Origin of the sequence: Baekduia sp. (assembly GCF_035318805.1) — a bacterium.
Taxonomy (GTDB): Bacteria; Actinomycetota; Thermoleophilia; order Solirubrobacterales; family Solirubrobacteraceae; genus Baekduia.
In genome coordinates, this window is record NZ_DATHDY010000013.1 from 35,818 (window position 1) to 60,540 (window position 24,723).

General features: G+C 72.5%; 17 protein-coding genes and 2 pseudogenes. 13 read left to right on the plus strand and 6 right to left on the minus strand.

Annotated elements, in window-relative coordinates; all coding sequences use genetic code 11:
- The first annotated feature begins 2 nt into the window (after positions 1–2).
- The 7 genes from cpaB to VK501_RS02435 are packed head-to-tail and all read left to right on the plus strand — an operon-like array spanning position 3 to position 11,597.
- On the plus strand, positions 3–824 hold the full coding sequence (gene cpaB, locus VK501_RS02405; RefSeq protein WP_324334270.1) for a Flp pilus assembly protein CpaB: 822 nt from the start codon (positions 3–5) through the stop codon (positions 822–824).
- Positions 824–2,020: an AAA family ATPase gene (locus tag VK501_RS02410; RefSeq protein WP_324334272.1), complete on the plus strand. Its 1,197-nt coding sequence runs from the start codon at positions 824–826 to the stop codon at positions 2,018–2,020. The genes cpaB and VK501_RS02410 overlap by 1 nt, the downstream gene beginning before the upstream one ends.
- Positions 2,020–3,360 (plus strand): CpaF family protein, encoded by a 1,341-nt coding sequence (locus VK501_RS02415; protein WP_324334274.1) that lies wholly within the window; start codon positions 2,020–2,022, stop codon positions 3,358–3,360. Before VK501_RS02410 ends, VK501_RS02415 begins: the two co-directional genes overlap by 1 nt.
- A complete protein-coding gene (locus VK501_RS02420) occupies positions 3,357–5,246 on the plus strand; it encodes a type II secretion system F family protein (RefSeq protein ID WP_324334276.1) in 1,890 nt (629 codons plus the stop codon). Before VK501_RS02415 ends, VK501_RS02420 begins: the two co-directional genes overlap by 4 nt.
- A gap of 9 nt (positions 5,247–5,255) precedes the next feature.
- Positions 5,256–6,176, plus strand: coding sequence for a type II secretion system F family protein (locus VK501_RS02425; RefSeq protein ID WP_324334278.1), 921 nt, complete (start codon positions 5,256–5,258; stop codon positions 6,174–6,176).
- Positions 6,173–9,889: an isoprenylcysteine carboxylmethyltransferase family protein gene (locus VK501_RS02430; protein ID WP_324334280.1), complete on the plus strand. Its 3,717-nt coding sequence runs from the start codon at positions 6,173–6,175 to the stop codon at positions 9,887–9,889. The genes VK501_RS02425 and VK501_RS02430 overlap by 4 nt, the downstream gene beginning before the upstream one ends.
- A gap of 22 nt (positions 9,890–9,911) precedes the next feature.
- On the plus strand, positions 9,912–11,597 hold the full coding sequence (locus tag VK501_RS02435; RefSeq protein ID WP_324334282.1) for a lytic transglycosylase domain-containing protein: 1,686 nt from the start codon (positions 9,912–9,914) through the stop codon (positions 11,595–11,597).
- Positions 11,598–11,606: 9 nt separating this feature from the next.
- Here VK501_RS02435 and VK501_RS02440 read toward each other — a convergent pair whose 3' ends face one another.
- Positions 11,607–12,050, minus strand: a complete 444-nt coding sequence (locus tag VK501_RS02440; RefSeq protein WP_324334283.1) for a hypothetical protein — start codon at positions 12,048–12,050, stop codon at positions 11,607–11,609.
- A gap of 291 nt (positions 12,051–12,341) precedes the next feature.
- Positions 12,342–16,748 carry an OmpL47-type beta-barrel domain-containing protein gene (locus VK501_RS02445; protein WP_324334284.1) on the minus strand — a complete coding sequence of 1,469 codons (4,407 nt, stop codon included), beginning with the start codon at positions 16,746–16,748 and terminating at the stop codon, positions 12,342–12,344.
- A 444-nt stretch (positions 16,749–17,192) separates the two neighbouring features.
- Between VK501_RS02445 and VK501_RS28680 the strand changes: the two are divergent.
- Positions 17,193–17,311 (plus strand): annotated as a pseudogene (locus VK501_RS28680) (VOC family protein); the annotation flags it as partial.
- Positions 17,312–17,413: 102 nt separating this feature from the next.
- Here the strand turns inward: VK501_RS28680 and VK501_RS02450 are convergent.
- The 4 genes and pseudogenes from VK501_RS02450 to VK501_RS02460 form a co-directional block, all read right to left on the minus strand.
- The gene (locus tag VK501_RS02450; RefSeq protein ID WP_324334285.1) at positions 17,414–17,983 is read right to left on the minus strand and encodes a QsdR family transcriptional regulator; all 570 of its coding nucleotides are present in this window, start codon (positions 17,981–17,983) and stop codon (positions 17,414–17,416) included.
- The gene (locus tag VK501_RS28685; protein ID WP_349260962.1) at positions 17,980–18,759 is read right to left on the minus strand and encodes a 3-oxoacyl-ACP reductase family protein; all 780 of its coding nucleotides are present in this window, start codon (positions 18,757–18,759) and stop codon (positions 17,980–17,982) included. Before VK501_RS28685 ends, VK501_RS02450 begins: the two co-directional genes overlap by 4 nt.
- Before the next feature lie 246 nt (positions 18,760–19,005).
- Positions 19,006–19,602 (minus strand): annotated as a pseudogene (locus tag VK501_RS28690) (SGNH/GDSL hydrolase family protein); the annotation flags it as partial.
- A gap of 615 nt (positions 19,603–20,217) precedes the next feature.
- On the minus strand, positions 20,218–20,817 hold the full coding sequence (locus tag VK501_RS02460) for a hypothetical protein (protein ID WP_324334288.1): 600 nt from the start codon (positions 20,815–20,817) through the stop codon (positions 20,218–20,220).
- Positions 20,818–21,034: 217 nt separating this feature from the next.
- On the opposite strand from VK501_RS02460, the gene VK501_RS02465 reads away from it, so the two are divergent.
- Genes VK501_RS02465 through VK501_RS02485 form a run of 5 tightly spaced genes read left to right on the plus strand, consistent with a single transcriptional unit; the run spans position 21,035 to position 24,693 of the window.
- Positions 21,035–21,259 carry a CbtB domain-containing protein gene (locus VK501_RS02465; RefSeq protein WP_324334289.1) on the plus strand — a complete coding sequence of 75 codons (225 nt, stop codon included), beginning with the start codon at positions 21,035–21,037 and terminating at the stop codon, positions 21,257–21,259.
- 19 nt (positions 21,260–21,278) lie between these two features.
- Complete coding sequence (locus tag VK501_RS02470; RefSeq protein WP_349260960.1) at positions 21,279–22,025, plus strand: CbtA family protein; 747 nt, start codon at positions 21,279–21,281, stop codon at positions 22,023–22,025.
- A 21-nt stretch (positions 22,026–22,046) separates the two neighbouring features.
- A complete protein-coding gene (efeO, locus tag VK501_RS02475) occupies positions 22,047–23,993 on the plus strand; it encodes an iron uptake system protein EfeO (RefSeq protein ID WP_324334294.1) in 1,947 nt (648 codons plus the stop codon).
- Between the two features lie 48 nt (positions 23,994–24,041).
- Positions 24,042–24,194, plus strand: a complete 153-nt coding sequence (locus VK501_RS02480) for a hypothetical protein (protein WP_324334295.1) — start codon at positions 24,042–24,044, stop codon at positions 24,192–24,194.
- Between the two features lie 25 nt (positions 24,195–24,219).
- A complete protein-coding gene (locus VK501_RS02485) occupies positions 24,220–24,693 on the plus strand; it encodes a Fur family transcriptional regulator (RefSeq protein WP_324334297.1) in 474 nt (157 codons plus the stop codon).
- The last annotated feature ends 30 nt before the right edge of the window (positions 24,694–24,723 follow it).

Here is a 24,723-nt window from a genome sequence, read left to right on the forward strand (position 1 = left end):
CTGTGCAACTTACCCGCAAACTCCTGTCAAGCCGCCAGGGCACGGTCCTCGTGGCGCTCGGCGCCGGCCTCGTGGCCGTGATCGCGCTGTTGACGTTCGTCAACCGCTACAAGGACAGCCTCGACCAGCGCGCCGATCCGGTCACGGTCCTCGTGGCCCGCGGCGAGCTGCCCAAGGGCAGCTCCGGCGACCGCATCGCCAGCAAGGGCCAGTTTCAGGCGACGGGGTTCCAGCGCGACCGCATCAAGGAGGGTGCGATCACCGATCCGGCCAGCCTGCGCGGTCAGGTCGCCGTGCGCGACATCGCCCCGGGGCAGCAGCTGACGACCGCCGACTTCGCGCGGCCGACCGACTCGGTGCTCAGCCGGCTCGGGCCCGACGAGCGCGCGCTGACCGTCCCGCTGGACGCCGCGCACGGCATGATCGGCCAGATCCAGTCCGGCGACCACGTCGACGTCTTCGCCGGCTTCATCGTCCAGGCCGACGGCCTGGGCCGGCCCCGTCCGGTGCTGCGCGTGCTGCTGCAGGACGTCGAGGTGCTCTCCGCGCCCAAGCCGGGCACGACGCGCGCCGGTGGCGTCAGCAACGCCAACCAGACCCAGAACATCGTGTTGCGCGTCAAGGAGCAGGACGCGCCGCAGGTCGCGTTCACCGCCGACAACGGGAAGCTCTGGGTCAGCCTCCGGCCACAGGCCGGGGCTGAGGCGAGCGGGCCGTCGCTGGTCGTCCTCGACCGGCTGCTGACGGGCAAGCCGCCGATCCCGCTCGACAGCACGGGGTCCACCAAGTCCGGGGTCAAGCGGATCTACCAGGGAGGTCTCTGATGGCGACCGACAGCATCTCCGTCCTCGTCGCGCTCGACGCCGGCGTCGACGAGCAGCACGTCCGCGAGCTGCTGGCCGAGACGGCCGGCATCGAGCTGGCGGGCATCGTCAGCGGGCTCCCGGAGAGCTGGACCGCCATGGCCGGGCGCACGACCGACGTCGTGCTGCTGGCCTGCACGCCCGACTCCGAGCTGGCCCTGCGGTTCCTCGCCGAGACAGCCCGCAGCTATCCCGACCGTCCCGCGGTCGTCCTGTGCGGCGCCTCGGCCAACGGGTTCGTCCGCCACGCGTTCGACGCCGGCGCCGACGACCTCGTGATGCTCTCCGCAGGTCCCGGCGTCGACACGGCGTCGACCGCGCAGCAGCTGCAGTTCACGCTGCAGAAGGTCGTGGCCCGCCGCCGTGGCTCCGCCGCCGGCACCGTCCTGGGCGCGCTGATCTGCGTGCTCGGGCCCAAGGGCGGCATCGGCAAGACGCTGACCAGCGCCAACCTGGCGGTCGCCCTCGCCGGCGACGGGCACCGGGTCGCGCTCGTCGACCTGGACCTGCAGTTCGGCGACGTCGGCCTGTCGCTCGGCCTCTCGCCCCAGCGGACGATCTACGACCTGGTCCGCTCCGGCGGATCGCTGGACACCGAGAAGGTGGACGCCTACCTGACCCCGCACCCCAGCGGCGCCCGGGTGCTGATGGCGCCGACCCGCCCCGATCAGGCCGGCGCGGTCACCGTCGAGTTCCTGCGCGAGCTCTATCCGCTGCTCCGCGCCGGCAACGACTTCGTCGTGGTCGACACGCCCCCGGGCTTCACGCCGGAGGTCATCGCGACGATCGACAGCTCATCCCACCTATGCCTGGTGGGGATGCTCGACTCGCTGTCGCTCAAGAACACCAAGCTGGGGCTCGAGACCCTCGACCTCATGGGCTACGAGCGCAGCCGCATCTGCACGGTGCTCAACCGCGCGGACACGAACGTCGGCGTCACCCAGGCCGACGTCACGGCGATCCTCGGCGCCCCGTCCGACGTGCTCGTGCCCAGCAGCCGCGACGTGGTGCGCTCGATCAACGCCGGCACACCGATGGTGCTCTCCCATCCGCGCTCGGAGACCGCGCGCGCGTACAGGGCGCTCGCGGCCGGCTACGCCGGCGGTGCGGCACCGGAGCCGCGCGGCCGGCGGCTCCTGCGACGGAGGAATGGCTGATGGATCTCCAGGAGCGCCTCGCCGGACGCGGCGTCGTCGACGACGCCGCCGCCGATCCGTTCGTCGAGGTCAAGAACCGCATCCACCTCGCCGTCGTCGGCGACCTGGGGCCGCAGCTCTTCAACGCCGACACCCGGCCCGCGGCGCTGCGTGAGCGGGTGCTGGCCGACATCCGCGGCCACCTCGAGCAGGAGTCCGGGCTGGCCCGCACCGACCGCGAGCGGCTGACCGGCGAGATCGCCGACGACATCCTCGGCCACGGCCCGCTCGAACGCCTGCTGGCCGACGACTCCGTGACCGAGATCATGGTCAACGGCCCGTATGACATCTGGGTGGAGCGCAAGGGCCGGCTGCACGAGACCGACGCGCGCTTCTCCGACGAGTCGCACCTGCGCCGCATCATCAACAAGATGGTGGCCGTCGTCGGCCGGCGCATCGACGAGTCGTCGCCGATGGTCGACGCCCGGTTGCCCGACGGCAGCCGCGTCAACGCGATCATCCCGCCGCTCTCGCTGATCGGCCCGCTGGTGACCATCCGCAAGTTCTCCAAGCAGCGGCTGGACCCCGGCGACCTCGTCCGCATCGGAACGCTCAGCGCCGAGACCGTCGAGTTCATCGAGCGCTGCGTGGAGGCCGAGCTCAACATCCTGATCTCGGGCGGCACCGGCTCGGGCAAGACCACGTTGCTCAACGCGCTCTCCACCGCCGTGCCGGAGAGCGAGCGGATCGTCACGATCGAGGACGCCGCCGAGCTGCGCCTCAACCAGCGCCACGTCCTGCGGCTCGAGGCGCGCCCCAAGAACATCGAGGGCCAAGGGGAGATCTCGATCCGCGAGCTGCTGCGCAACTCGCTGCGCATGCGCCCCGACCGCATCATCGTCGGGGAGGTCCGCGGCGCCGAGACGCTGGACATGCTGCAGGCGATGAACACGGGCCACGACGGCTCGATGTCCACCATCCACGCCAACTCGCCGCGCGACGCGCTCGCGCGCATCGAGACGATGGTCCTGATGGCCGGGTACGACCTGCCGGTCAAGGCGATCCGCCAGCAGGTGGCCTCGGCGCTGGACCTCATCATCCATCTCGAGCGGTTGCAGGACGGCTCGCGGCGCGTCACCGCGATCACGGAGGTCGGCCGGATGGAGTCCGACGTCATCACGTTGTCGGAGCTGTTCCGCTTCACCATCGATCACTTCGAAGCCGATCGCACGGTCGTCGGGTCGCTGAACGCCACCGGCCTGCGCCCGACGTTCGTCGACAAGTTCGAGCGCCACGGCATCACGCTGCCGATGCAGCTGTTCGTGGCGCGGCCGGACTTCCTGCGAGGCGCCCAGGCATGAGGCGCGCCTGCCTGATCGCGGCGGCGGCGACCGTCCTGGGCGGGGGGCTCGCCGGGCCGGTGCACGCCGCCGGCCCGGCGCCGCGGCTGGCGCAGGCGGCCGGCAGCCGTTTCCCCGACCGGGCGTTCGCGCTCACGCTGCCCACGCCCAAGGTGCTCGTCCCGGGCCAGGTGGAGGTGCGCGAGAACGGCCGGCGCATCGCCGAGGTGACCGTCGCCTCGGCGCAGGGCAGCGCGGCGCGCCGCTTCGGCGTCGTGCTGGCGATCGACACGAGCACGAGCATGCGGGGGCGGCCGCTGCGCGGCGCGGTGCAGGCGGCCCGCCGCTTCGTCGCGCGTCGTCAGCCCCAGCAGCCCGTCGCGCTCGTCACCTTCGCCGGCACGATCCGGGTCGCGCTGCCGTTCACCACCGACCCGGTCGCGATCGATCGTGCGCTGTCGGCGATCGCCATCTCGGGCGGCGGCTCGAAGGTCCTCGATGCGGCGGCGCGCTCGGTCGCGCTGATTCGCGCCTCGCATGCCGCGTCCGGGTCGGTCGTGCTCCTCTCCGACGGCGGCGACCGTGGCAGCACCATCCCGATGGATGCCGTCGTCGCGGCCGCGAAGGCCGACAACGCACGGATCTTCGCGATCGGCCTGCGCGGGGCCAAGCCCGACTTCGGCGCGCTGAACCTGCTCGCCGCGGGCAGCGGCGCGGAGTTCTCGTCGGCCGCCTCGCCGCATGATCTGGCGCGCGTCTTCGGCCGCCTGGGCTCCCAGCTCGCCAACCAGTACCTGGTGCAGTATCGGTCGCCCGCCGGGCCCCGGGAGGGCGTGCAGGTCGAGGTCCGCGTGCGGGGCCTGCCCGGCGCGGGCCGCGCCGCCTACCGGACGCCGGCGACCGTCGTCGTCCCTGGGTTGCCGTTCCACCACTCTCCTGGACAGGCGCTGTGGCTCTCGCCTGCCACCGTGCTGGTGGTCGCCATGGTGCTGGCGCTGCTGGCGGTCGCGACCCTGCGGCTGCTCCTGCGGCCGGCCGGCCGGCCGCTGCGCGACCGCATGTCGGCCTACGTGCAGGAGGCCGCGCCCGAGGGGACGGCCGACGTTCCGGCGCCGGGCCCGCGGCGGCGGCGAACCAGTGCGGAACGCCTGCTGGAGCAGCTCCAATGGTGGACGCGCTTCAAGGAGGACGTCGACGTCGGCGGCCTCACGGTCGCCCCGGAGCGGCTGGTGGCCTACGGCGGGATCGCCACCGTGGTCCTGTTCGGCCTCCTGCTCGCCGCCGGCGGCAGCCCGGTGATGGCGCTGCCGGCGCTCCTGGTCCCGGTGGCCGTCCACCGCTTCGTCGCGTACCGCGCGCGCAAGCGGCGCGAGGCCTTCACCGCCCAGCTCCCCGACAACCTGCAGATGGTCGCGTCGGCCATGCGCGCGGGGCACTCCTTCGCCGGTGCGCTGGCGGCGGTCGTCGATGACGCTCCGGAGCCCAGCCGCGACGAGCTGCGGCGCGTGGTCGCGGACGAGCGCCTCGGGACGCCGCTGGACGAGGCCCTCGGCCTCGTCGTGGCGCGCATGAGCAGCCGCGACCTCGAGCAGGTCGCGCTGGTCGCCGCGCTGCAGCGCGAGACCGGCGGCAACACCGCCGAGGTCCTCGAGCGCGTGATCGAGACGGTCCGCGAGCGGGTGGCCCTGCGGCGGAACATCCAGACGCTCACCGCTCAGGGACGCATGTCGCGGTGGGTGCTGACCGCGATCCCGATCGTGCTGCTCGCGGCGATCACCGCGATCAACCCGGCCTACGTCAGCCCGCTCTACCACACGTCGCTCGGCCACCTCATGCTCGGTGTCGCGACCGCGATGGTCATCGCCGGATCCATGGTCATCAAGAACATCGTCAACATCAAGGTGTAGGGGCCCGACATGCTGATCTTCCTCCTGTTCGGCCTGCTCCTCGTCGGCGCCTGCGCGGCGCTGGTGGCCCGGGCGGTCGCCCTTCCGCAGATGCGGGCGGCCAAGCGCCTGGAGAGCCTTGCCGACTACGGGTTCGAGGCGCGCTCGGCGCCCGAGGAGCCCACCCGGCGCGTCATGAGCACGGTGGACGGCATCGCCCGGACGCTCGGGACCGCGTTCGCCGGACGCGCGCGCGGCCTGTCGGAGGCCGAGGTCAAGCGGGAGCTCATGAGCGCCGGCCTGCACCAGGTTTCGCCGATCACGTTCATCGGCTATCGCGTGCTGGCGGCCATCGCCCTGCCGGCGCTGCTGGTGTGGTTCGCGTCGTCGACCGGCATGGGCGGCGCGCTCGTCGTGCTTGGGTTCCCCGTGCTGCTCGCCACCGGCTGGCTGGCGCCGCTGACGATCGTGCGGCGGCGCGCCCGGGAGCGCATGGAGCAGATCGACCACGGGCTCCCCGAGCTCGTCGACCTGCTCGTGGTCACGGTCGAGTCCGGCATGGGCTTCGCCGGGTCGATGCAGATGGCCGCCGAGCGGTTCACCGGGCCGCTGGGCGACGAGCTGCGCCTTGCCCTGCAGGAGCAGGCGATGGGCCTGCCGGTCGATCAGTCGCTGGAGCACATGCTCGCGCGGGCAAACACCGACGGCATGCGCTCGTTCGTGCGGTCGATCCGCCAGGGCGAGTCGCTGGGCGTGTCGATCGGCCAGATCCTGCGCGACCTCGCCACCGAGATGCGCCAGCGCCGGCGCGCGGCGGCGGAGGAGCGGGCGCAGAAGGCGCCGGTCAAGATCCTGTTCCCGCTGGTCGGCCTCATCTTCCCGGCGATCTTCGTCGTCATCCTGGCGCCCGGCGTCATCTCGATCTCCTCGACCTTCGGAGGTGGCTCATGAGCCGTCGCCTGATCGGCGCCGTGTTCGCGCTGCTGACCGTATCCACCATCGTCACGGCGGTCGAGGCCGCCGCGGACGCGTTCGGCGACCCGTCGGCGCACCGGTGGCTGGTGACCGGGTTCTGGCTGCTCAAGGTGGCCGTCGTGGGCGCGTTCGGGTACTTCCTCATGAACCGCCCGCCGTCCCGGCGACCCGCGCGGCGGCCGATCGCGTTCGCCGCCTGCGCCGGGGCGATCGTCGGCGCCGTGGCGATCGGCGGCCCGGCGAGCGGAAGCTCGACGCCGTTGCTCGTGGCCGGCGTGGCGCTGGCCCTGGCCAGCTGCGTGTGGCTGCTGGTGTCGGTGCTCGCCCTCGGACGCTGCTTCGGGATCCTCCCCGAGGCACGGGGCCTGGTGACCCATGGTCCCTACCGCCTCGTCCGCCACCCGGTCTACCTCGGCGAGCTCGGCGCGTGCGGCGGCCTCGTGCTGGGGGCGCCGAGCCAGCGCAACGTCATCGCCGCCGCGGTGGTGCTGGCCGCGCAGATCGTCCGCATGCGCCTGGAGGAGCAGGCGCTGGCGCGCGAGTTCTCCGAGTACGTCGCCTACGCGGCGTGCACGCCCCGGCTGCTGCCGGTCGGCCGGCTGGTGCGCCGGCGCGCGACGGCGCCGGCGACGGCGCTGCTGCTGCTCGTCGGGATGCTGGCTCTCACCGCTGCCGTGGCGCTGCAGGCGCTGCCGGCCGACGCGGCGGCGGCCACGAAGAAGCACAAGACGTCGAAGACGGCGGCCAAGCCCCCAGGCGCGCCGCGCCTGGTCTCGCCGGCCGGGGCCGCGAAGGTCGAGGCGCTCCCGTCCTTCCGCTGGAACCCCGTGCGCGGGGCGGTGCGGTACGAGTTCCAGCTCTCGGCCGACGCCCGCTTCGCGTCGATCGTGGGCGGCCAGGGCCAGGGCGCGTTCCAGACGCCCAACACGTTCGGGACAGTGACGAAGACGGTAGCCGACGGCACCTACCACTGGCGCGTCCGGGCCATCGACGCCCACGACCACGTCAGTCGCTGGTCGACGGCCCGCACGCTGGTCAAGATCTGGACGCAGGCTGCCGCTCTGCTGGAGCCGGCCGAGGGCTCCACGGTCGTCTACCCGGGCACGCCGCTGGTGCTGCGCTGGTCGACGGTCAAGTACGCCTACAAGTACGTGGTACGCATCGCGACCGACCCGCAGCTGGCCCACTCGGCGCTGGGCAACCAGCAGGAGTCGGTCGAGACCTCGGGCACCTCGTTCGCGGTGCCGGGGACGCTGGCCCCGGGCTCGTACTACTGGGGCGTCACGCCGCTGGACGGGAGCAAGCACCCGGGCCGCGCGTCGGCCGTCGGATCCTTCACGTGGTCTTGGCCCACGAGCACGGCGACCCGCAACAGCGACCTGCGCGACGACCGGCGCCTGCCCGACCCGGTCGGCGCCGCGCGGTTCTACGACCCGCAGCTCTCCTGGGATGCCATCCCGGGCGCCGCGCAGTACCAGGTCGAGATCAACGCCTCGAGCGACTTCGCGCCCGGCTCGAAGGTCTGCTGTGACGAGACGATCCTCGGCACGTCGATCTCGCCGCGCAGCGGGCTCCCGAACAACACGTACTACTGGCGGGTGCGGGCGCTGGACGTCGACGGCAACGCGGGCCAGTGGAACTACGGCCCGGGCGGGACGACGGAGCCCAGCTTCCGAAAGGACTTCGCGGCGACGTCGCCGTCGGTGCCCAACCTGCGGGTGAAGGATGCGGCAGGCGGCGGTGGCGCGAGCGCGGGCGTTCCGGTCATGAGAACCCCCGTGGTGCAGTGGGACTCCGTGGCGGGCGCGTCGGGCTACGAGGTCAAGGTCGTGCCGACGGCGTGCAGCTACGACGCCTACGGCAACTGCACCGGCCGCCCCGCAAGCAACCCGTGCGAGTGGTCGGCGCCGACGACTCTCGGATGGGACGTGGTCACGGCCACGCCCGGGTGGACCGCGCTCTCTGCGCTGCGGATCGGCGGAAACCCCACCGGGACCGGCCCCGTGGCGACCGACGCCGGACGGGCCCTCAACGCGGGCTGGGGCTACTGCGTCGAGGTGCGGCCCATCGACCGCAACAACACGATCGGGGACGCGCGCGGCGACTGGACGCAGCTGGGCGGCAACGGCGCCAAGGCGTTCCAGGCCGGCTCGGGCACCGGCTGTCTGGTGGCGCCGACGGCCAGGATGAGCGATGGCGACTACCTGCCGGCCGAGGACGGCCGCGTCCATCAGCGAGATCCAGATCAGACGTTCACCGAGACGCTGCCCTCCGGGCGTACCGTGACCGGCACGGTCAACCGGCGGATGCCGGTGTTCACCTGGCGGCCGATTCCCGCTGCGTGCGGCTACTGGGTCGTCGTGGCGCGGGACCCGGACTTCACCGACGTCGTGGACGTCGCGTTGACGCCCGGGCCGGCCTACGCGCCTCGCGGCCCGTTCGTCTCGGTGAACTATCCCGACGAGACGACCACCTACTACTGGGCGGTGCTGCCGAGCCAGTTCGCCGATGGGCGCGGCGTCACGTCGACCCTGCAGGACAACGCGCCGCAGATCTTCCGCAAGCGGTCGCTGGCGCCGACGCCGCTGGGGCCCGCTGACGGCGCCCTCGTCACGGCCCAGCCGACCTTCCATTGGACCATGCCGAGGGACGAGGAAGGCCGGCCCGAGGAGGTGCGGTCCTACCGCCTGCAGGTCGACGACGACGAGAAGTTCGGCAGCCCGATCGACGATGTCATCACCGACTCGACCGCGTTCACGAGCACCAGCACCTACCCCGCCGACGCCCAGCTGTATTGGCGGGTCCGTGCGACCGACGACAACCTCACCGCGGCGCAGAGCGGGCTGGGCTGGTCGACGCCGCGGTCGTTCACGCGACGGCTGCCGATTCCGTCACTGCTGCCCGACAACCCGCTCGATGGGCCGGGGATCCCGGTCTTCGCGTGGTCGCCGGTCGGGGGCGCCGTGTCCTATGACATGCACGTCGAGCAGGCCGACGGCACCAAGCGCGACTTCACCATGCGATCGACGGCCTTCACGCCGACGACGTTCTACGGCACCGGCGTGTGGCGGTGGCAGGTGCGTGCCAACTTCAAGGGCACGACCCGACCGGTCTCGGGCGGCTTCACGGCGATGACGCCGTTCGCCCGGCGGATCAACCCGGTGTCGGGCCTGCGCACGACGCACAGCGGATCGTCCGTCGCATTGTCGTGGGACCCCCTGACGATGGCGCGCCAGTACCGCGTGCAAATCTCCACCAGCGACTCGTTCTCGACGCTCGTCGAGGAGACGCTGACGGAGGGCACGAGCTATGCGCCCCGGATGACCAGTCCTGTCTGGACGTCCGGCCAGTCGCTGTACTGGAGGGTTGCCGCCATGGACGAGGGCTACAACGTCGGGGCCTGGGCCTCCACGCGCCTCCGCCAGGCCGCAGCGATGCGGGTCCGGGCGCGCGGCGCGGTCGCGGTCGGGCGTACGACCACCGTCACCGTCACGGTCACCGACGCCAAGCGCCGGCCGATCGGCGCGGCGCTGGTGCGGATCGGCGGAGCCGGCTCGGGCACGGCCAAGCGGACCTCGAGCAAGGGGACCGTCAGGCTCCGCGTCCGGGGCGTGCGGGCGGGCAAGGTGACGCTCCGCGCGGAGAAGCGCGGCTACGTCCCCACGGCGGCGACGGTCCGCGCCAGATGAGCACGGGAGAGAGAGGAAACGGATGTCCATCGCACCGCGGGGATCCCAACGACGACGCCTGAGCCTGCTGGAAGGCGGCCGGCGCGTCGCGGTGCTCGTCGCCGTGGCCGGTGTCGCCGGCACGGCGACGCTCACGCCCGCGGTTGCCGGCAACGCACCGCCGGACACGTGCGAGACGGTGCCCATGGGGGTCACCGCCGGCCCCGACGGCCAGCCGGTCGCGTGCGATCCGGCCGTCGCTGCCGATCTGCCGTCCGACCAGCCGGACGCCACGAGCCCGGCGACGACCACGGCGAGCCCGGCGTCGACTGCGGTCCCGGCACCGACCGCCTCCGCGCCGGCGCCGGCCTCCGGCCCGGCGTCACCGTCGGCTGCCGAGCCTGCCGCAGCCGCCGATCCCGCGCCCGTGGCGCAGCCGACGGCGGCCGCCGAGCCGCCTGCTGCGGCCGACGGGACGCAGCCGCGCCCGCCGGTCGACCCGCCGCCCCCGGCCCGGGGCGCCACGCCCGCCACCGAGCCGCACGCCCGCGTTCCGGGCGGCGGCGCCCAGGAGGGAGCGGCACCCGCGTCGCCGCGGCCGTCGGACAGCAACGTGCGACGCCGCGACGCCGACCGCGGCGAGCGCCGGTCGCGCCGACGCACCACGGACCGCGACGCCCGGGCGCATGCGCCAGCCGCCGGACAGGACGTCTCATCGCTCGCCGTCCCGTCGGACTGGGCGAGCCTCGAGCCGATCGTCCTGCCGCAGTTCTCGCCCGACGACTTCCCGGTGCCGGCCCACCTGCTGCCGCTCTACCAAGCCGCGGCCGCCGAGTACGGCCTGCCGTGGGAGGTGCTGGCCGCGATCAACGAGGTCGAGACCCGCTACGGGCAGAACGTGGGCGTCTCGACGGCCGGCGCCGTCGGCTTCATGCAGTTCTTGCCCTCCACCTGGGAGCGGTGGGGACGCGACGCCGACGGCGATCGGCGTCGCGACCCATACGACCCGGCCGACGCCGTCTTCTCGGCGGCGCGCTACCTCCACGCCGCCGGCGCGGCGCAGGACCTGGGCGGCGCGATCTTCGCCTACAACCACTCGACCGCCTACGTCGCGCAGGTGGTCACGCGGGCGCGTGAGCTGGCCGGCCTCGACCCCGATCAGGTGACGGCGCTCACCGAGCAGGCGCTGGAGCAGCACCGCGAGCTCTACCAGGTCGACGGCAGCCCGTTCTTCGGGCCGGGCGTGGTCGATCCGACGCCCGGCCAGGTGCTGCTCATGACCGGGCCCCAGCTCACCCGGCGCGTCCTGCAGGACGAGCGGATCGACCTGTACGCCTGCGGCCGGGAGGACGTGGAGGCCGGCCGGGTCGACGCCCGGGTCCTGGCGACGCTGTTCTTCCTCGCCGAGTCCGGCTTCAGCCTCCAGGTCTCCAGCCTCGAGTGCGGCCACGGCGTGATGACCGCGTCGGGCAACGTCAGCGCGCACAGCTACGGCGCCGCGGTCGACATCGCCGCCGTCGACGGCACGCCGATCGCCGGCCATCAGGGGCCAGGGTCCATCACCGAGGACGTGCTGCGCCGGCTGGTGGACCTGCAGGGCCGGATGCGGCCCAACCAGATCATCAGCCTCATGACGCTCGATCAGGCGACCAACACGCTCGCCATGGCCGATCACGCCGACCACATCCACGTCGGCTTCCCGCGCGCCGTCGAGCTGCCGCAGCGCTGAGATCTGCTCTCACCGCGGCTCGGCTCTGGCGCATCTCCGACTTAGTACAAGCCATGCGCTCGCTGCTGCGGTCCAATACACGGTCCACGCGACGTCGCCGGAGATCGTCAGCTGATGGGCGATTCCGAGCATCGTTGCGCCAACAAGGAGGAGGAGCGTTGCTCTGGCGGCCGCTGATGCGGTGATCCGACCCCCTGAGTGTCGTTGCCGCCGATGCGCGAGGCCGATGGACAGCGTGAGCGGTGGCCAGGCGAGCAGGAGCACGGCCAAAGCGGGAAGCATGCGACTGCCCTCGGTGGCGGTGTCGTTGACGCCGGCGATGAAGTACACGAGCGGCGCCAGAGCAACAAGGGACGTCGCGAACAGCCAGAGGAGAACGCTGAGCGCGGGGATCGGCCCGCGGCCGCCGCCTGGGCGGCTCGATGGCGACCTGGCTTCGTGCTCAAGCGTCATGCGTGTCGGAAGAGAGATCCTGGGCCGGCTGTCGTCGCCGGCCCAGGATCTCATGGTCACTCTCGAGCGCGGACGATGGTTTCGGCAGCGATCGTTCCCTCGCCGGTGAGGGCGGCGACGCGGATCTCGAATGGTGCGTCGCCCATGGGAGATCCTGCGTGACGACGCGCCCGAGGCTGCTGTCATAGGGGCGGGAGCCCATGAGCGTGAGGCCACTCACGGGGTCAAGCTTCTTTTGCCAGGAAAAAGGGGGCGCCCGAAGGCGCCCCCCTTGCCCACCCCCGGTGTGGCTTACCGGAGCCCGAGGTTGACGAAGTACGTCTGACCGTCATCGAGCCTTACGCCGATGCGGTAGTAGTAGCTCTTCGTCGCCGCGGACGTGCTCCAGTTGTAGATGTACTGCCGAGCCGAGGCGTCGTACCGGTAGGTGCTCGCGCTGTCGGCCACCGCGCCGTAGAGCGTCTCGTCGACGGCCGCCGTCGTGGGGCTGCCCTTGGCGGGCGTCTCCCAGGCCGGCAGGTCGTTGGCCGCGACCACGGTGCCGTCGGCGCGCTTGAGCTGGAACTTCGCGGGCACGGTGCTTCCGGCCTTGAAGATGCTCGTGGACGCGTCGACCTGGTGGGCGGTGTCGTTGATGGGCTGCAGGAACCCGTCGTAGCGGTAGATGACCCTGTATGTGCCCGTCTGCGTGGTCGTGTTCCCCGCGCGGTCCTTCGCGGTCGCCGTGTAGGTGCGGGTCCCGACGCCGTTCGGGCGTCCGCCGCTGACCGCCACGTCGCACGAGACCACGCCCGAGACGTCGTCCTGGGCTGAGCACGACGCGGTGGGCACGGAGCCCAGGGTGTAGACGCCGCCGGCGGCGATGCCCTTCAGGGTGATCGCCGGCCGCTCGCGGTCGATGTCGATCCCGCTCACCGTCGCGCTCGCCTCGTTGCCGGCGACGTCGACGGCCTTGCCCTTGACCGACTGGTCCGCGCCGTTGGCGGTGAGCGTGACGTCGTCCGGGCAGACGACCACGCCGCTGAGCCCGTCGGAGCACGTGAAGTGCACCGTGACCGGTCCGACGTACCAGCCGCCGTCACCGAGCTGCCCGCTGACGACCGTGCCGTGGATCGACGGAGCCGTCTTGTCGAGCTTGACGGTGACCGAGTCCGAGCCCTGGTTGCCGGCGACGTCGAACGCCTCGCCGTCCACGGCGCGGCCCGCCGTCTCGACGCTCACGCCGACGTCCGAGGTCGTCCTCGCGGCGTCGACGCCGGAGCCGCCGTCGTTGTCCTTCGCGATGAAGTGGACGGCCACGTCGGACGAGTTCCACTGGTCCGCGTTCGGCGAGGGCGCGAGCGTGTGGGTGACCGTCGGGGCGATGTTGTCGTACTTGAGCGAGATCCCGTTCTCGCGCTCCAGGTTGCCGGCCTTGTCGACCGCCTGGAACCGCACACTGGCCTCGCCGCTGCCGTCGAGCGGCACGACGATGCTCGTGGTCGCGCCCGCGGCGACCTCCTCGGCGTCCGAGTTGATGCGGTAGTGGATCTCCTTGACGCCCGAGAGGCCGGTCTGGTCGGTCGCGGTCAGCACCACCGTCGCGGTGGAGCCGGTGCACCAGCCGTTGGCCTTCACGCAGGTGTTGTCGGCGGTCGTCTGCGGGGGCAGGCCGTCGATGTTGATGCCGCCGACGGTCTTGCCCAACGAGCTGTTGCCCGCGACGTCGGTGGCCGGCGCGCTCGTCACGCTCTGGTCGGCGCCGTTGGCGCTGAGGACCTTGTCGCTCGGGCAGCTCGCCACGCCGGACAGGCCATCCGTGCAGGAGAAGGCGACCACGACGTTGCCGCTGTACCAGCCGGCGGCGTTCGGACTCGTCGTCGGCGCGCCGGCGACGGCCGGCGCCGTGTGGTCGATCTTGAGCGGGCCGACCGACGCCTGCGTGGTGTTGCCCGCCTTGTCGGAGATGCTGGCCGGACCGGCAACGAGGTCGTCGCCCTCACCCGTGACGACCGTGTCGGCCGGCTGGGTGCTCGGATCGATCCCGGACAGGCCGTCGGCACCGGTCCAGGTGACCGTCACGTCGTCCCGGTACCAGTTGGCCGCGTTGGCGTCCGTGGTGGGAAGCCCGGTGAGCGTCGGCGCCATCCGGTCGATGTTGATGTCCTCGACCTTGGTGCTGCTCGAGTTCCCCGCGTTGTCGAGGGCGTTGCCCTCGGCCGACTGCCCGGCGCCCTCGTTGGAGAGCGTGAGCGGGTCGCTGCAGCCCGCGATGCCCGACTCGGCGTCGGTGCACGCGAAGCTCACCGTCACGTCGCCGTTGTTCCAGCCGAACCCGTTGGGCGGCGTGCGGATGCCGTGGATGACCGGCGGCACGCCGTCGATCTTCAGGGCGAGTGCGTGGCCGGGAGCGGTGCGGTCCTCGACGTTGCCGGCGTGGTCGACGCTCCAGAAGTGGATCGTGTGGATGCCCTTGTCGGTCACGTCGAACGGATCGGTGTACGTCTGCGCTTCGCCATCGTCGATGCGGTAGTACGTCGCGGCGACGTCGGAGAGCGCGTCCAGCGCATGCAGCGTGACCTTCACCGGGCCGGGGTACCAGCCGCTGTCCAGCGGCTCGGGGACCGAGGCGGAGGTCGTCGGAGCGGCGCGATCGATCTTGATGCCGTCGACCGTCGTGGCCGCCACGTTGCCCGCCTTGTCGCTGACCGTCCGCGAGGCCGACAGGTTGCCACCCTCGCCGCCGACGGTGCTGTCGGCCGGGCAGGCGCCGTCGAGCCCCGACAGCGTGTCCTCGCAGGTCCACGCCACGACGACGTCGTCCTGGTACCAGCCGTCGCCGTTCGGGTCCATGCTCGCCTTGCCGGTGAGCGTCGGCGGCGTCTTGTCGACGTCGATGCCGGCGACCTTGTCGCTTGCCGTGTTGCCGGCGGCGTCGGAGACGGTGGCATCGGCCGACTGGTCAGCGCCCTCGCCCAGCACCTGGGCGGCCGGGCACGTGTCGACGCCCGAGAGCGCGTCGTGGCAGTCGAAGCTCACGGTGACGTTGGCGTCGTACCAGCCGTTGGCGTTCGCGGGCCGGTCGGCGGTGGCGGTGATCGTCGGCGCGGTGGCGTCGAGGGAGACCTTGGCCGGATCGTGCGCCGTGTTGCCGGCGTTGTCGACCGCGGTGCCGCCGGCGTCCTGGTCGGCGCCCTCGTTCGAGATGACCCGATCGGGGCCGCAGCTCTTGATGCCCGACAGCGCGTCGTCGCAGCTGAAGGTCACCGTCACGTCGCCGCGGTGCCAGCCGTTGGCGTTCGCGTGCGGGTCGAAGGCGTGGGTGATCGTCGGCGAGGTCTTGTCGAGGTTCACCGCGACCGTCTTGTGGGCCTCCACGTTGCCGGCGCCGTCAACGCTCCAGTACTCGAGCGTGTGCTTGCCCTCGCTGCCGATCGACACGTGCGTGCCCGACTGCGTCATCCCGCCGTCGACGGTGTACTGCGTCGAGGCGACGCCCGACAGCGCGTCGTGGGGCGTCAGGTCGATCGCCACGTCGACGTTGTTCCAGGCGTCGTCGGCCGATGCGTCGGTGTTCGGCGCGGTCCGGTCGATCTTGACCGTCGGGCTCTGGGCGTTGGTGGCGTTGCCCGCCTTGTCGGCGACGGAGCCGCCGGCCACCAGGTCCTGGCCCTCGCCGGCGATCGTGCTGTCGGCGGGGCAGGGGCCGTCGATGCCCGAGAGCGTGTCGGAGCACGACCAGTGGATCGTGACGTTGCTGCGGTACCAGCCGTTGTCGCCCAGCGTTCCGGCGGCGATCGCGCCGCTGAGCGTGGGCGCCGTCTTGTCGATGTTGACGTCGTTGACGGCGCTGGAGGCCGAGTTGTCGGCGTTGTCGACGGCGGTGGCCGACATCGACTGGTTGGCGCCCTCGGCCGAGAAGATCTTGGTGCCGCCGCCCGTGCAGCTCTTGATGCCCGACAGGGGATCGGCGCAGGTCAGGCTCGCCGTGACGTTGGTGGCGTTCCAGCCATTGGCGTTGGGGGCCGGGCTGCGCGTGGCGGTGATGGTCGGGGCGGCCTTGTCGAGCTTGACCGTGATCGACCCGGTGCCGGAGTTGCCGAGTCGGTCGGCGGCGGTGGCCGTTCTGGTGACGCCGGCGGCGGGCGTGCTCACCGTCACCGAATCGGCCGCCGGCGTGGGGCCGCTGGCGATGCCCGAGCCGGCGTCCGTGGCCGACCAGGCGATGCCGACGTCGGCGTTGTTCCAGCCGGCCGCGTTGGGCGCAGGCGTCAGCGTCGCTGCGACCTGCGGGCCGGTGTTGTCGAGGACGTAGGAGGTGGTGACCGGATCCTTGGACTGGCCGGTGCACCCGTTGGCGTTGAAGTTCGGCGACGCGGATGCGGTCACCGACTTGATGCCGTCACCGGCACCCGCCGTGAAGGAGAAGGTCCAGGTGTCCTTGGCGGTGCCGGAGGTCTGATGCGCGGTGTGCGCGCCGTCGATGTCGACGCACTTGGTGTCGCTCGACGTCTTCACCGTGAGCGTGAGCGCACCGTTCTGCTTGGCGTAGAGCGTGCCGCCGGCCGAAACGATCCCCGAGCCGCTGAACGTCGCCGACACCCCGGACGATCCCAACGCTCCGGTTCCCACGACGCCGAGCAGCACTACGCCGGCGATCAGCGGCGCCGCAAACAGCCCCCGCGTTCCCGGCCGGCCAATCTTCTTCCGTGACGACACGATTCCTCCTGATCGCTCGGCGTCCCTGCGAGCTTGCTTGTGCGTTCCGGACCGGGACGCGGTTCGAGGATCGTGGCCAGTGGGCGGCGCCGCAGCAATGGGCCGCGTGGTCATTCACCGTTCATGGAGATGAACGGCGAATGACCGATGCCCGAGCGCTACGGCAGCGCCACGTACGGCGGTAATGGTGGCCGCCGCGGCCGTTGGTGACCTCGTAGGCGTCGTAGCCGACCGACGTGAACTGCTGCGAGCCCGGCAGGTTGCCCGCCGCGGGCAGGCGGCCGGGGGTGATGCCCTTGATCGCCCGCGGGAGGACGACAGCAGCGATGTCGTGGGGATCGCTCTGGGACTGCCGTGGAGCGGGTGGGCGTGCCAGGTGCCGTAGAACACCTTGGGCAGCCGTGGGCCAGCTCAGCGGCGCGTGGACCTGCGCTTTGAACGCACCGGCTGCAGGCCAGCGGCCCCGAAGTCATCCAGGAGCCGACCGAGCAGCCGTACGGGGTTCGCGACTGCGCCTTCCGCAATCCGCGGGCAACCTGATGCGCATCAACGAGCTCCGCTGAGCCGTCGGCGATCGCAGCCATGACGTCCATAGGCGGCACAGTGAGGCGCTGAGACGAGCTCTCTCATCCGTTTCGACTCGTTCCTCAACAAGGAGACATGTCCTAGCTCCGGTCCACGCCGAGCACCGCCGCGAGGACGGCGTGCAGGCGCTCGGTGTCGCCGCGCAGGCCGGCGGCGGCGTCGTGGTACAGGAACGCCTCGGTGAGGCGGACGACCGCGTAGGCAAGCGTCGCGGGGTCGAGCGCGGGGCTATAGCGCCCTGCGCCGGCCTCGGCGACGATGAGCGCCTCGGTGCGCGCCACCCACGCCGGCTGGACGACGCCGGCCGATGACGTGAGGATCCGCAGCGCCGCCTCGCGCTCGTGCTCGAGGAAGCGTCGCAGGCCCTCGTCGGCGGCCATCGTGGCCACGATGCCGTCGAACGCGGCGAGGAGGCCGGCCGCGCCGCGGCCCTCGGCCACGCGCCGGGCCCGGTCGAGCACCGGCTCCGAGGCATGGACGATCGCCTCGCCGATCAGCCCCTCGCGCGTGCCGAACCAGCGGTGCACGGTCGCGCGCGCGACGCCGGTGTCGCCCACGACGGCCTGCACGTCGATCCGCTCGCCGGCCACGAACCGCCGCGCCGCGGCCCGGACGACGTCCTCGCGCGTGGCGGCGGCGGTCCGGCTCACGCGATGGTCATGCCGCCGTCGACCGGCAGGGTCTGCCCGGTGATGTAGCCGGCGCCGGGTCCGGCGAGGAAGACGACGGTCGCCGCCAGCTCGCGCGGGTCGCCGGTCCGGCCGGCGGGGATGCGCGCGCGCTGGAGCTCGAGGTACTCCGGCGGGTACTGGTCGGTCATCTCGGAGGCGAAGAAGCCGGGGGCGATCGCATTTACGCGGATGCCCTTGCGGCCCGTCCACTGCTGGGCGAGGTCGCGCGTCAGGCCGTTGAGCCCGGCCTTGCTCGCGGCGTAGGCGGCCTGCGGCAGCCCGGCGGTGGTGATCCCCAGCACGCTGGAGATGTTGATGATGCTGCTGCCCGGCTCCATGACCGCGCCGGCGGCCTGTGCCATCCAGTAGGCGCCGTTGAGGTTGATGTCGATGACGCGGCGGAACTGCTCCGGCGTCTCGCGCGACGCGGGGACCGCTGTCCCGACGCCGGCGTTGTTGACCAGGATGTCGACGCGGCCGAGGTCGCGCATGGTCGCCTCGACCAGCGCGCGGGCGTCCTCGGGCTTGGCGACGTCGGTGGCCACGGCGATCGCGCGGCGGCCGGTGTCCTCCACGAGCTTCTTGGTGTCCTGCAGGCGGTCGACGCGGCGCGCGCCGAGGGCGACGTCGGCGCCGGCCTCGGCCAGCGCCCGCGCGAACGCGACGCCGAGGCCCGAGGAGGCGCCCGTGACGACGGCGACCTTGCGGTCGAGGCGGAACGCGTCCAGGACGGGGGACAGGGTGGGCTCGGACATGTGGTCAGCGCTCCTGATCGGTTGGGGACGGGTGAAGCGGGGTGAGCTCGGGGCGCTTGGCGGTGCGGCCGTCGCCGGACGAGCGGCCGCGCAGCCGGCGCACGACCCCGGGGCGAGGTGGCGGCCCGCCCACTCGGCGTCGCCGGCGAGCGCACGGTGGCGCGGGACGCGCGCGGCGGGCGGCAGCGGCTGTGCCCAGGCGTCGTCGGCGCCGGGCAGGCCGAGGCCGTCGGCGATCGCCGCCGCGATGCGCGCGTGCCCCTCGCTGTTGGCGTGCAGCCGGTCGGGATGCCAGAGGCGCCGGTCGGAGGTGACCGGATGGCGCTCGAGGTCGACCAGCACCGCGCCGTGGCGCTCGGCTACGGCGCGCAGCGTCGCGTTGAACGCGACCACGCGCTCCCGCGCCGGGCGGGCGATCGGGTTGATCGGCACCGGGTCGGGATAGGTGAAGGTGTCGACGGTGGCGCCCGCGGCGCGCAGCGCGCCGATCATGGCCTCGAGGTGGCCCGTGACGGTGGCGACGTCGCAGCGGCGGCGCAGCACGTCGTTGAGACCGGCGACGACGGTGGCCAGATCGGGCGCCAGGGCGAGCGCCGGCTGCAGCTGCTCCTCGCGAACCTGGCGCGCGAGCTTGCCCCGCACCGCGAGGTTGGCGTAGCGCAGCTCCGGGTTGATCGCGGCGACGCGCTCGGCGAGGCGATCGGTCCAGCCGCGGTAGCCCGACCCGTCGGGGAGCGGATCCTCGAGTCCCTCGGAGGTGCTGTCGCCGAGGGCGACGTAGCGCGACCAGGACGGGGAGGGCGGCTCGACCACCGGTCCAGCATACGCGCCTATGAGACACACGGCCTCGACTGTCTCTTACGCGGGGCGCACGGTCCGGGTCGACTGTCGATCCGGACCGCGCGAATTGGCGGTGCGCGTCCGAGTTCGTCTCGGCTCGTCGCGGTCAGACGAGATGCGTTGGGCGCCCGGGGCGGTTGGCCCTCAGCTCGGGCGTCGGTCGTGCGACGACGCGTGATTCGGGGGCACTGAGGAGAGCGAGAGTTGGCGGCGGTGCCTGCGCCACCGGGCGTCCGCCGGTGCCGGGCCGCGGGAGGTCCGCGTCGGTTTCGACGTCGATCCGACGCTCAAACCGACACGGATCACCTTCCCCCGAGGGTCCGGGTCGCTTGGTGATGAATAGGTACGCACGAGGCGACCCGGACCTCGAGGAGTCGCGATTCACGCCCGAACGATCGCCGCCCCGAGGCCGGCGGCAGACCGACCGGGCCCGCGCCCGCTCGTACCTCCGTCGTCACTGCCCCGCAAGGCGCCCGGCGGCACCACCGCGCCCGCGCGGAACGCCGCCGCCCGGGTCGATTTACCCAATGAGATGCAACGGTGCGTCGACCCGCACCTCACGACACTGCCGATTCGAACCCGAACGATCCCGCCCGAAGGCCGCCGGCGCGGATGCAGTTACCGCCCCGCCAGCACCAGCGACGGCAGCTTCAGCAGCAGCCGGGGCGTGTCGCGCCAGGCGTGGTCGATGGCCTCGGCGATCGCTTCCGCCGTGTGCGGCCCGTGGACCGGCGGGCCGTGGCCGACCAGGAGGTGCTCGGCGTCGAAGGCCTTGAGCTGGTGCGGCGGGCGGAGCCGCAGCATGGGGTGGACCCCGACCGGGCCGGCACCCACCGCGAACGCCGGCGCGGTCCCCAGCGCCTCGGCGACGATCAGCGCGCGGCGCTGCGGCCACCAGAGCGCGACCTCGTTCCAGAAGCGGTTGCGCACCACGCGCTCGGGCGTGAAGGGCCCATTCGGCAGCGCGTCCGGCACGCTGAAGTGCGGAACGCCGAGCCGCTGCGCGAGCGCCGTGCAGTCGCGGTTGTGGCGGTCCAGGAGCTGCAGGACCCCGGCCGGCTCGCCCAGCGCGGCGACGCGCTCCATGGCAGCCGGGTCGTCGACGGGGTCGACCAGCCACACCCGCCCGTCGTCGGCGACCAGCGCGTGCGCGGCGCGCTGCATCGCGTCGTCCATCACCCACGTGAGGCCGAGGGCGTGCTCGTGGATCTGGGTCATGTCCGCCGACGCTACCCGTCCGCTGGAAAACGGCAAGCCCGATCCGCTCGGACCGCCCGCCCCGGTAGAGTGCCGCCCAGCGTCGGAGTGCGAGGAAGCCGGTGAGAGTCCGGTGCGGTCGCGCCACTGTAACCCGCCACGCGCGGGAAGCCAGACCCTCCTCCGTCGCCTCTCGATCCATGAACGGGACGCTGAATCCCGAGGAGGTCCACCAGCCATGAACGACGCTGCCGTCGTCCTGCCGCCCGAAGCGGCCGGCACGCCCGCCCCGATCGTCTCCGCCCGCGAGTTGCTCCCGTGGGCGGCCTTCGCCGGGCTGTTGCTGATGCTGCTGCTCTACTTCGTGGGCGCCGAGGAGGGTGCGACGTCGCTGATCGGCGGCTCCACCATCCACGAGCTCGTCCACGACGGCCGCCACCTGCTCGGCTTCCCCTGCCACTAGTCGGCGGACCGACATCATCATGATGCGCTCCCTGCTGCTGCGCGGCATGCTGGCCGGCGCCGGCGCGGCCCTGCTCGCGTTCGCGTTCGCCAAGGTCTTCGGCGAGCCGCAGGTCGACCGGGCCATCGGCTTCGAGGAGCACCTCGCGGCCGTGACCGGCCGGCCCGCCGAGCCCGAGCTCGTCAGCCGCGGCGTGCAGTCCACCGCCGGCCTGCTGATCGCGGTGGTGGCCTATGGCGTCGCGCTGGGCGGGATCTTCGCCCTGACGTTCGCCTACGCCTACGGCCGCCTCGGCCTACCCGGCGCCCGCGCGGTCGCGCTCGCGCTGGCCGGCGGGGGCTTCGTCGCCGTCACGCTCGTGCCGTTCCTGAAGTACCCGGCCAGCCCACCGTCGGTCGGCAACCCCGACACCATCGGGCACCGGACGCTGCTGTTCTTCGTGATGATCGCGATCTCGATCTGCGGCGCGATCGCCGCGGTGCGGGTGGCCCGGGCCGCCCGCGCGCGCCTCGGCGCGTGGGAGGGCGCGATCGCCGGCGGCGCGGTGTTCGTCGGCCTCGTCGCGCTGGCGGCGCTCGTGCTGCCGGGGGTCGACGAGGTGCCCAAGGACTTCCCGGCCGGCGCGCTGTGGCGGTTCCGGCTCTCGACGCTCGGCATCCACACGATCCTGTGGAGCGTCACCGGACTGGCGTTCGGCGCCCTCGCCGAGCGCGTTCTGGGGGCTCCGCGACCCCGAGGTGTTAGGGCACCCGACGTCGTGGCTTAGGTATCCCTAATATGCCCGCCCATGCTTCCGACGTTCGTGATCGGCCTCCGCGAAGGCGTGGAGGCCGCGCTCATCATCTCGATCATCGCGACCTTCCTACGGCAGGAGGGCCGCACCGACGCGCTGCGGTGGGTGTGGGCGGGCGTCGCGGTCGCGACGGTCATCTGCCTGGCGGTCGGCATCGCCCTGCACCTCGTCGACGAGGAGCTGCCGCAGCGCCAGCAGGAGGGCCTCGAGACGGTCATCGGCGGCGTCGCCGTCGTGATGGTCACGTTCATGATCGTCTGGATGCGCCGCCACGGCGCCGCCCTGGCCGGCGAGCTGCGCGAGAGCACGAGCACCGCGCTCAAGCACGGCTCGGTCGGCGCGCTGATCGGCATGGCGTTCTTCGCGGTCTTCCGCGAGGGCCTGGAGACCGCGGTCTTCCTCGTCGCCGCGTTCCAGAGCTCCAGCGATCCGGCCACCGCGGGGCTCGGCGCCATCCTCGGCGTCGTCGCGGCGGTCGTCGTCGGCTTCGCGATCTACCGCGGCGCCATCCGCCTGAACATGGCGCGCTTCTTCCGCTTCACCGGCGTGGTGCTGGCGCTCGTCGCCGCCGGCCTGGTGGCCAGCGCGTTCCACACCGCCCACGAGGCCGGCTGGGTCAACTTCGGCCAGGACCAGGCGCTGGACCTCAGCTGGCTCGTGGTGCCCGGCACGTGGACCGCCGCGCTGCTGACCGGCATGCTCGGCCTGCAGCCGCGCCCGACCGACGTCGAGCTCATCGCCTACCTGGCGTTCGCGATCCCGGTCGTCGGCTTCGTCCTGCTGCCCAAGCGCAAGGGCCCGGCGAGCGGCAAGGTCCGCAGCGCCGCCGCCGCCGCGCTGCTGCTCGGCGCGCTGGCGCTGCTGCTGTCGGCCTGCGGCTCCGGCGACGACGGCGGCGCGGGGGCCAAGGGCGCCAAGTCCGTCGCGATCAAGCTGACCGACGCGGGCTGCGAGCCCGCCGCGCTCAAGCTCGCCGCCGGACCGACCACCTTCGAGGTCTCCAACGACGGCACGAGCCGCGTGAGCGAGTTCGAGGTGCTCTCGGGCTCGCGGATCATCGGCGAGAAGGAGAACATCGTCGCGGGGCTCTCCGGCAAGTTCACGCTCAACCTCAAGCCCGGCTCCTACGCCGTGGCGTGCCCCGGCGGCAAGACCGCCGCGACGGGCACGCTCGAGGTCGGCGCGGGCACGGTCAGCGCGGCCGGCGACGACCCCGCGCTGAAGGCGGCGACCGCGTCCTACCGCAGCTACGTCGAGACGCAGGCCGCCGAGCTGGTCAAGCGCACCACGGCGTTCACCGCCGCGGTCAAGGCCGGCGACAGGGCCAGGGCCAAGTCGCTGTTCGCCTCCACGCGCGTCCCGTACGAGACGATCGAGCCGGTCGCCGAGAGCTTCGGCAACCTGGATCCCGAGATCGACGCGCGCGTCAACGACGTCGAGCAGGGCCAGAAGTGGACGGGCTTCCACAAGATCGAGCAGGGCCTGTGGGCCAAGGGCACCACGAAGGGCCTGTCGGGCATCGCCGACAAGCTGCTGGCCGACACCAAGCTCCTGCAGGCCAAGACCGAGGGCCTGAGCTACGAGCCCGAGGAGCTGGCCAACGGCGCCAACGGCCTGCTCGACGAGGTCTCCGCGTCGAAGATCACCGGCGAGGAGGACCGCTACTCGCACACCGACCTCACCGACTTCGAGGCCAACGTCGCCGGCTCGCAGACCGCGTTCGGACTGCTGGCTCCCGCTCTGCGCCGTAGCGACCCCGAGCTGGCGAAGACGATCGAGCGCCGCTTCGACGCCGTCACCGCGCGCCTGGACGCGCTGAAGGAGCACGGCGAGTTCCCGAGCTACGAGACGGTCGGCCCGGCCGAGCGGCGCCGCCTCAGCCAGCTGGTCGACGCGCTCGCCGAGCCGCTCTCGCAGGTGGCCGCCAAGCTGCAGGCGTAAACGCGGCTTCCTGGCGCTAGCATCGGGTCTATGTGCGCAGGATGTGCGATGACGGCGATGGCGGGCGCGAGCGGCGCCCGCGCGTGGCTCCAGTCCCGTGGCTGGTCGTTCCTGACGCCGGAGCGGCTGCGCCGCGTCACGGTCGCGGTCTTCGCGGTCGCCACGGTGGTCTCCACCGTGGGCCTCACCGGCTCGGGCTGAGCCTCCGGCGATACGCTAGGTGGGAATGAGTCCCGCGCAGCAGGCACACGGCCACGATCATGTCGCCGCCGACGGCTGGGCCGACCGCGCCACCGACGCCCTGGCGGGCGCCGGCTACCGCCGCGGCGGGGCCCGCGCCGCGCTGATCGCGCTGCTCGACGAGCAGCGCTGCGCGCTCTCGGCCTCCGAGATCGAGCAGTCGCTGCGCGACCGCGACGGCCGCGCAGTGGCCCGTGCGAGCATCTACCGCATCCTCGAGGAGCTCGAAGAGCTGCGGATGATCACGCGCGTCGAGGTCGGCCAGGGGCTGGCCCGCTTCGAGGCCGCCCGCGAGGAAGGCCATCACCATCACATGGTCTGCGACGCCTGCGGCCAGGTGATCCCGTTCGAGGATCCCGAGCTCGAGCGCAGCATCCAGCGCCTGGCCAAGCGCGTGACGTTCACCGTCGCCGAGCACGACGTCGTGCTCCACGGCGCCTGCTCGGACTGCCGGGACTAGGGGAACACTGGCCCAGAGGGCCAGGTTCCC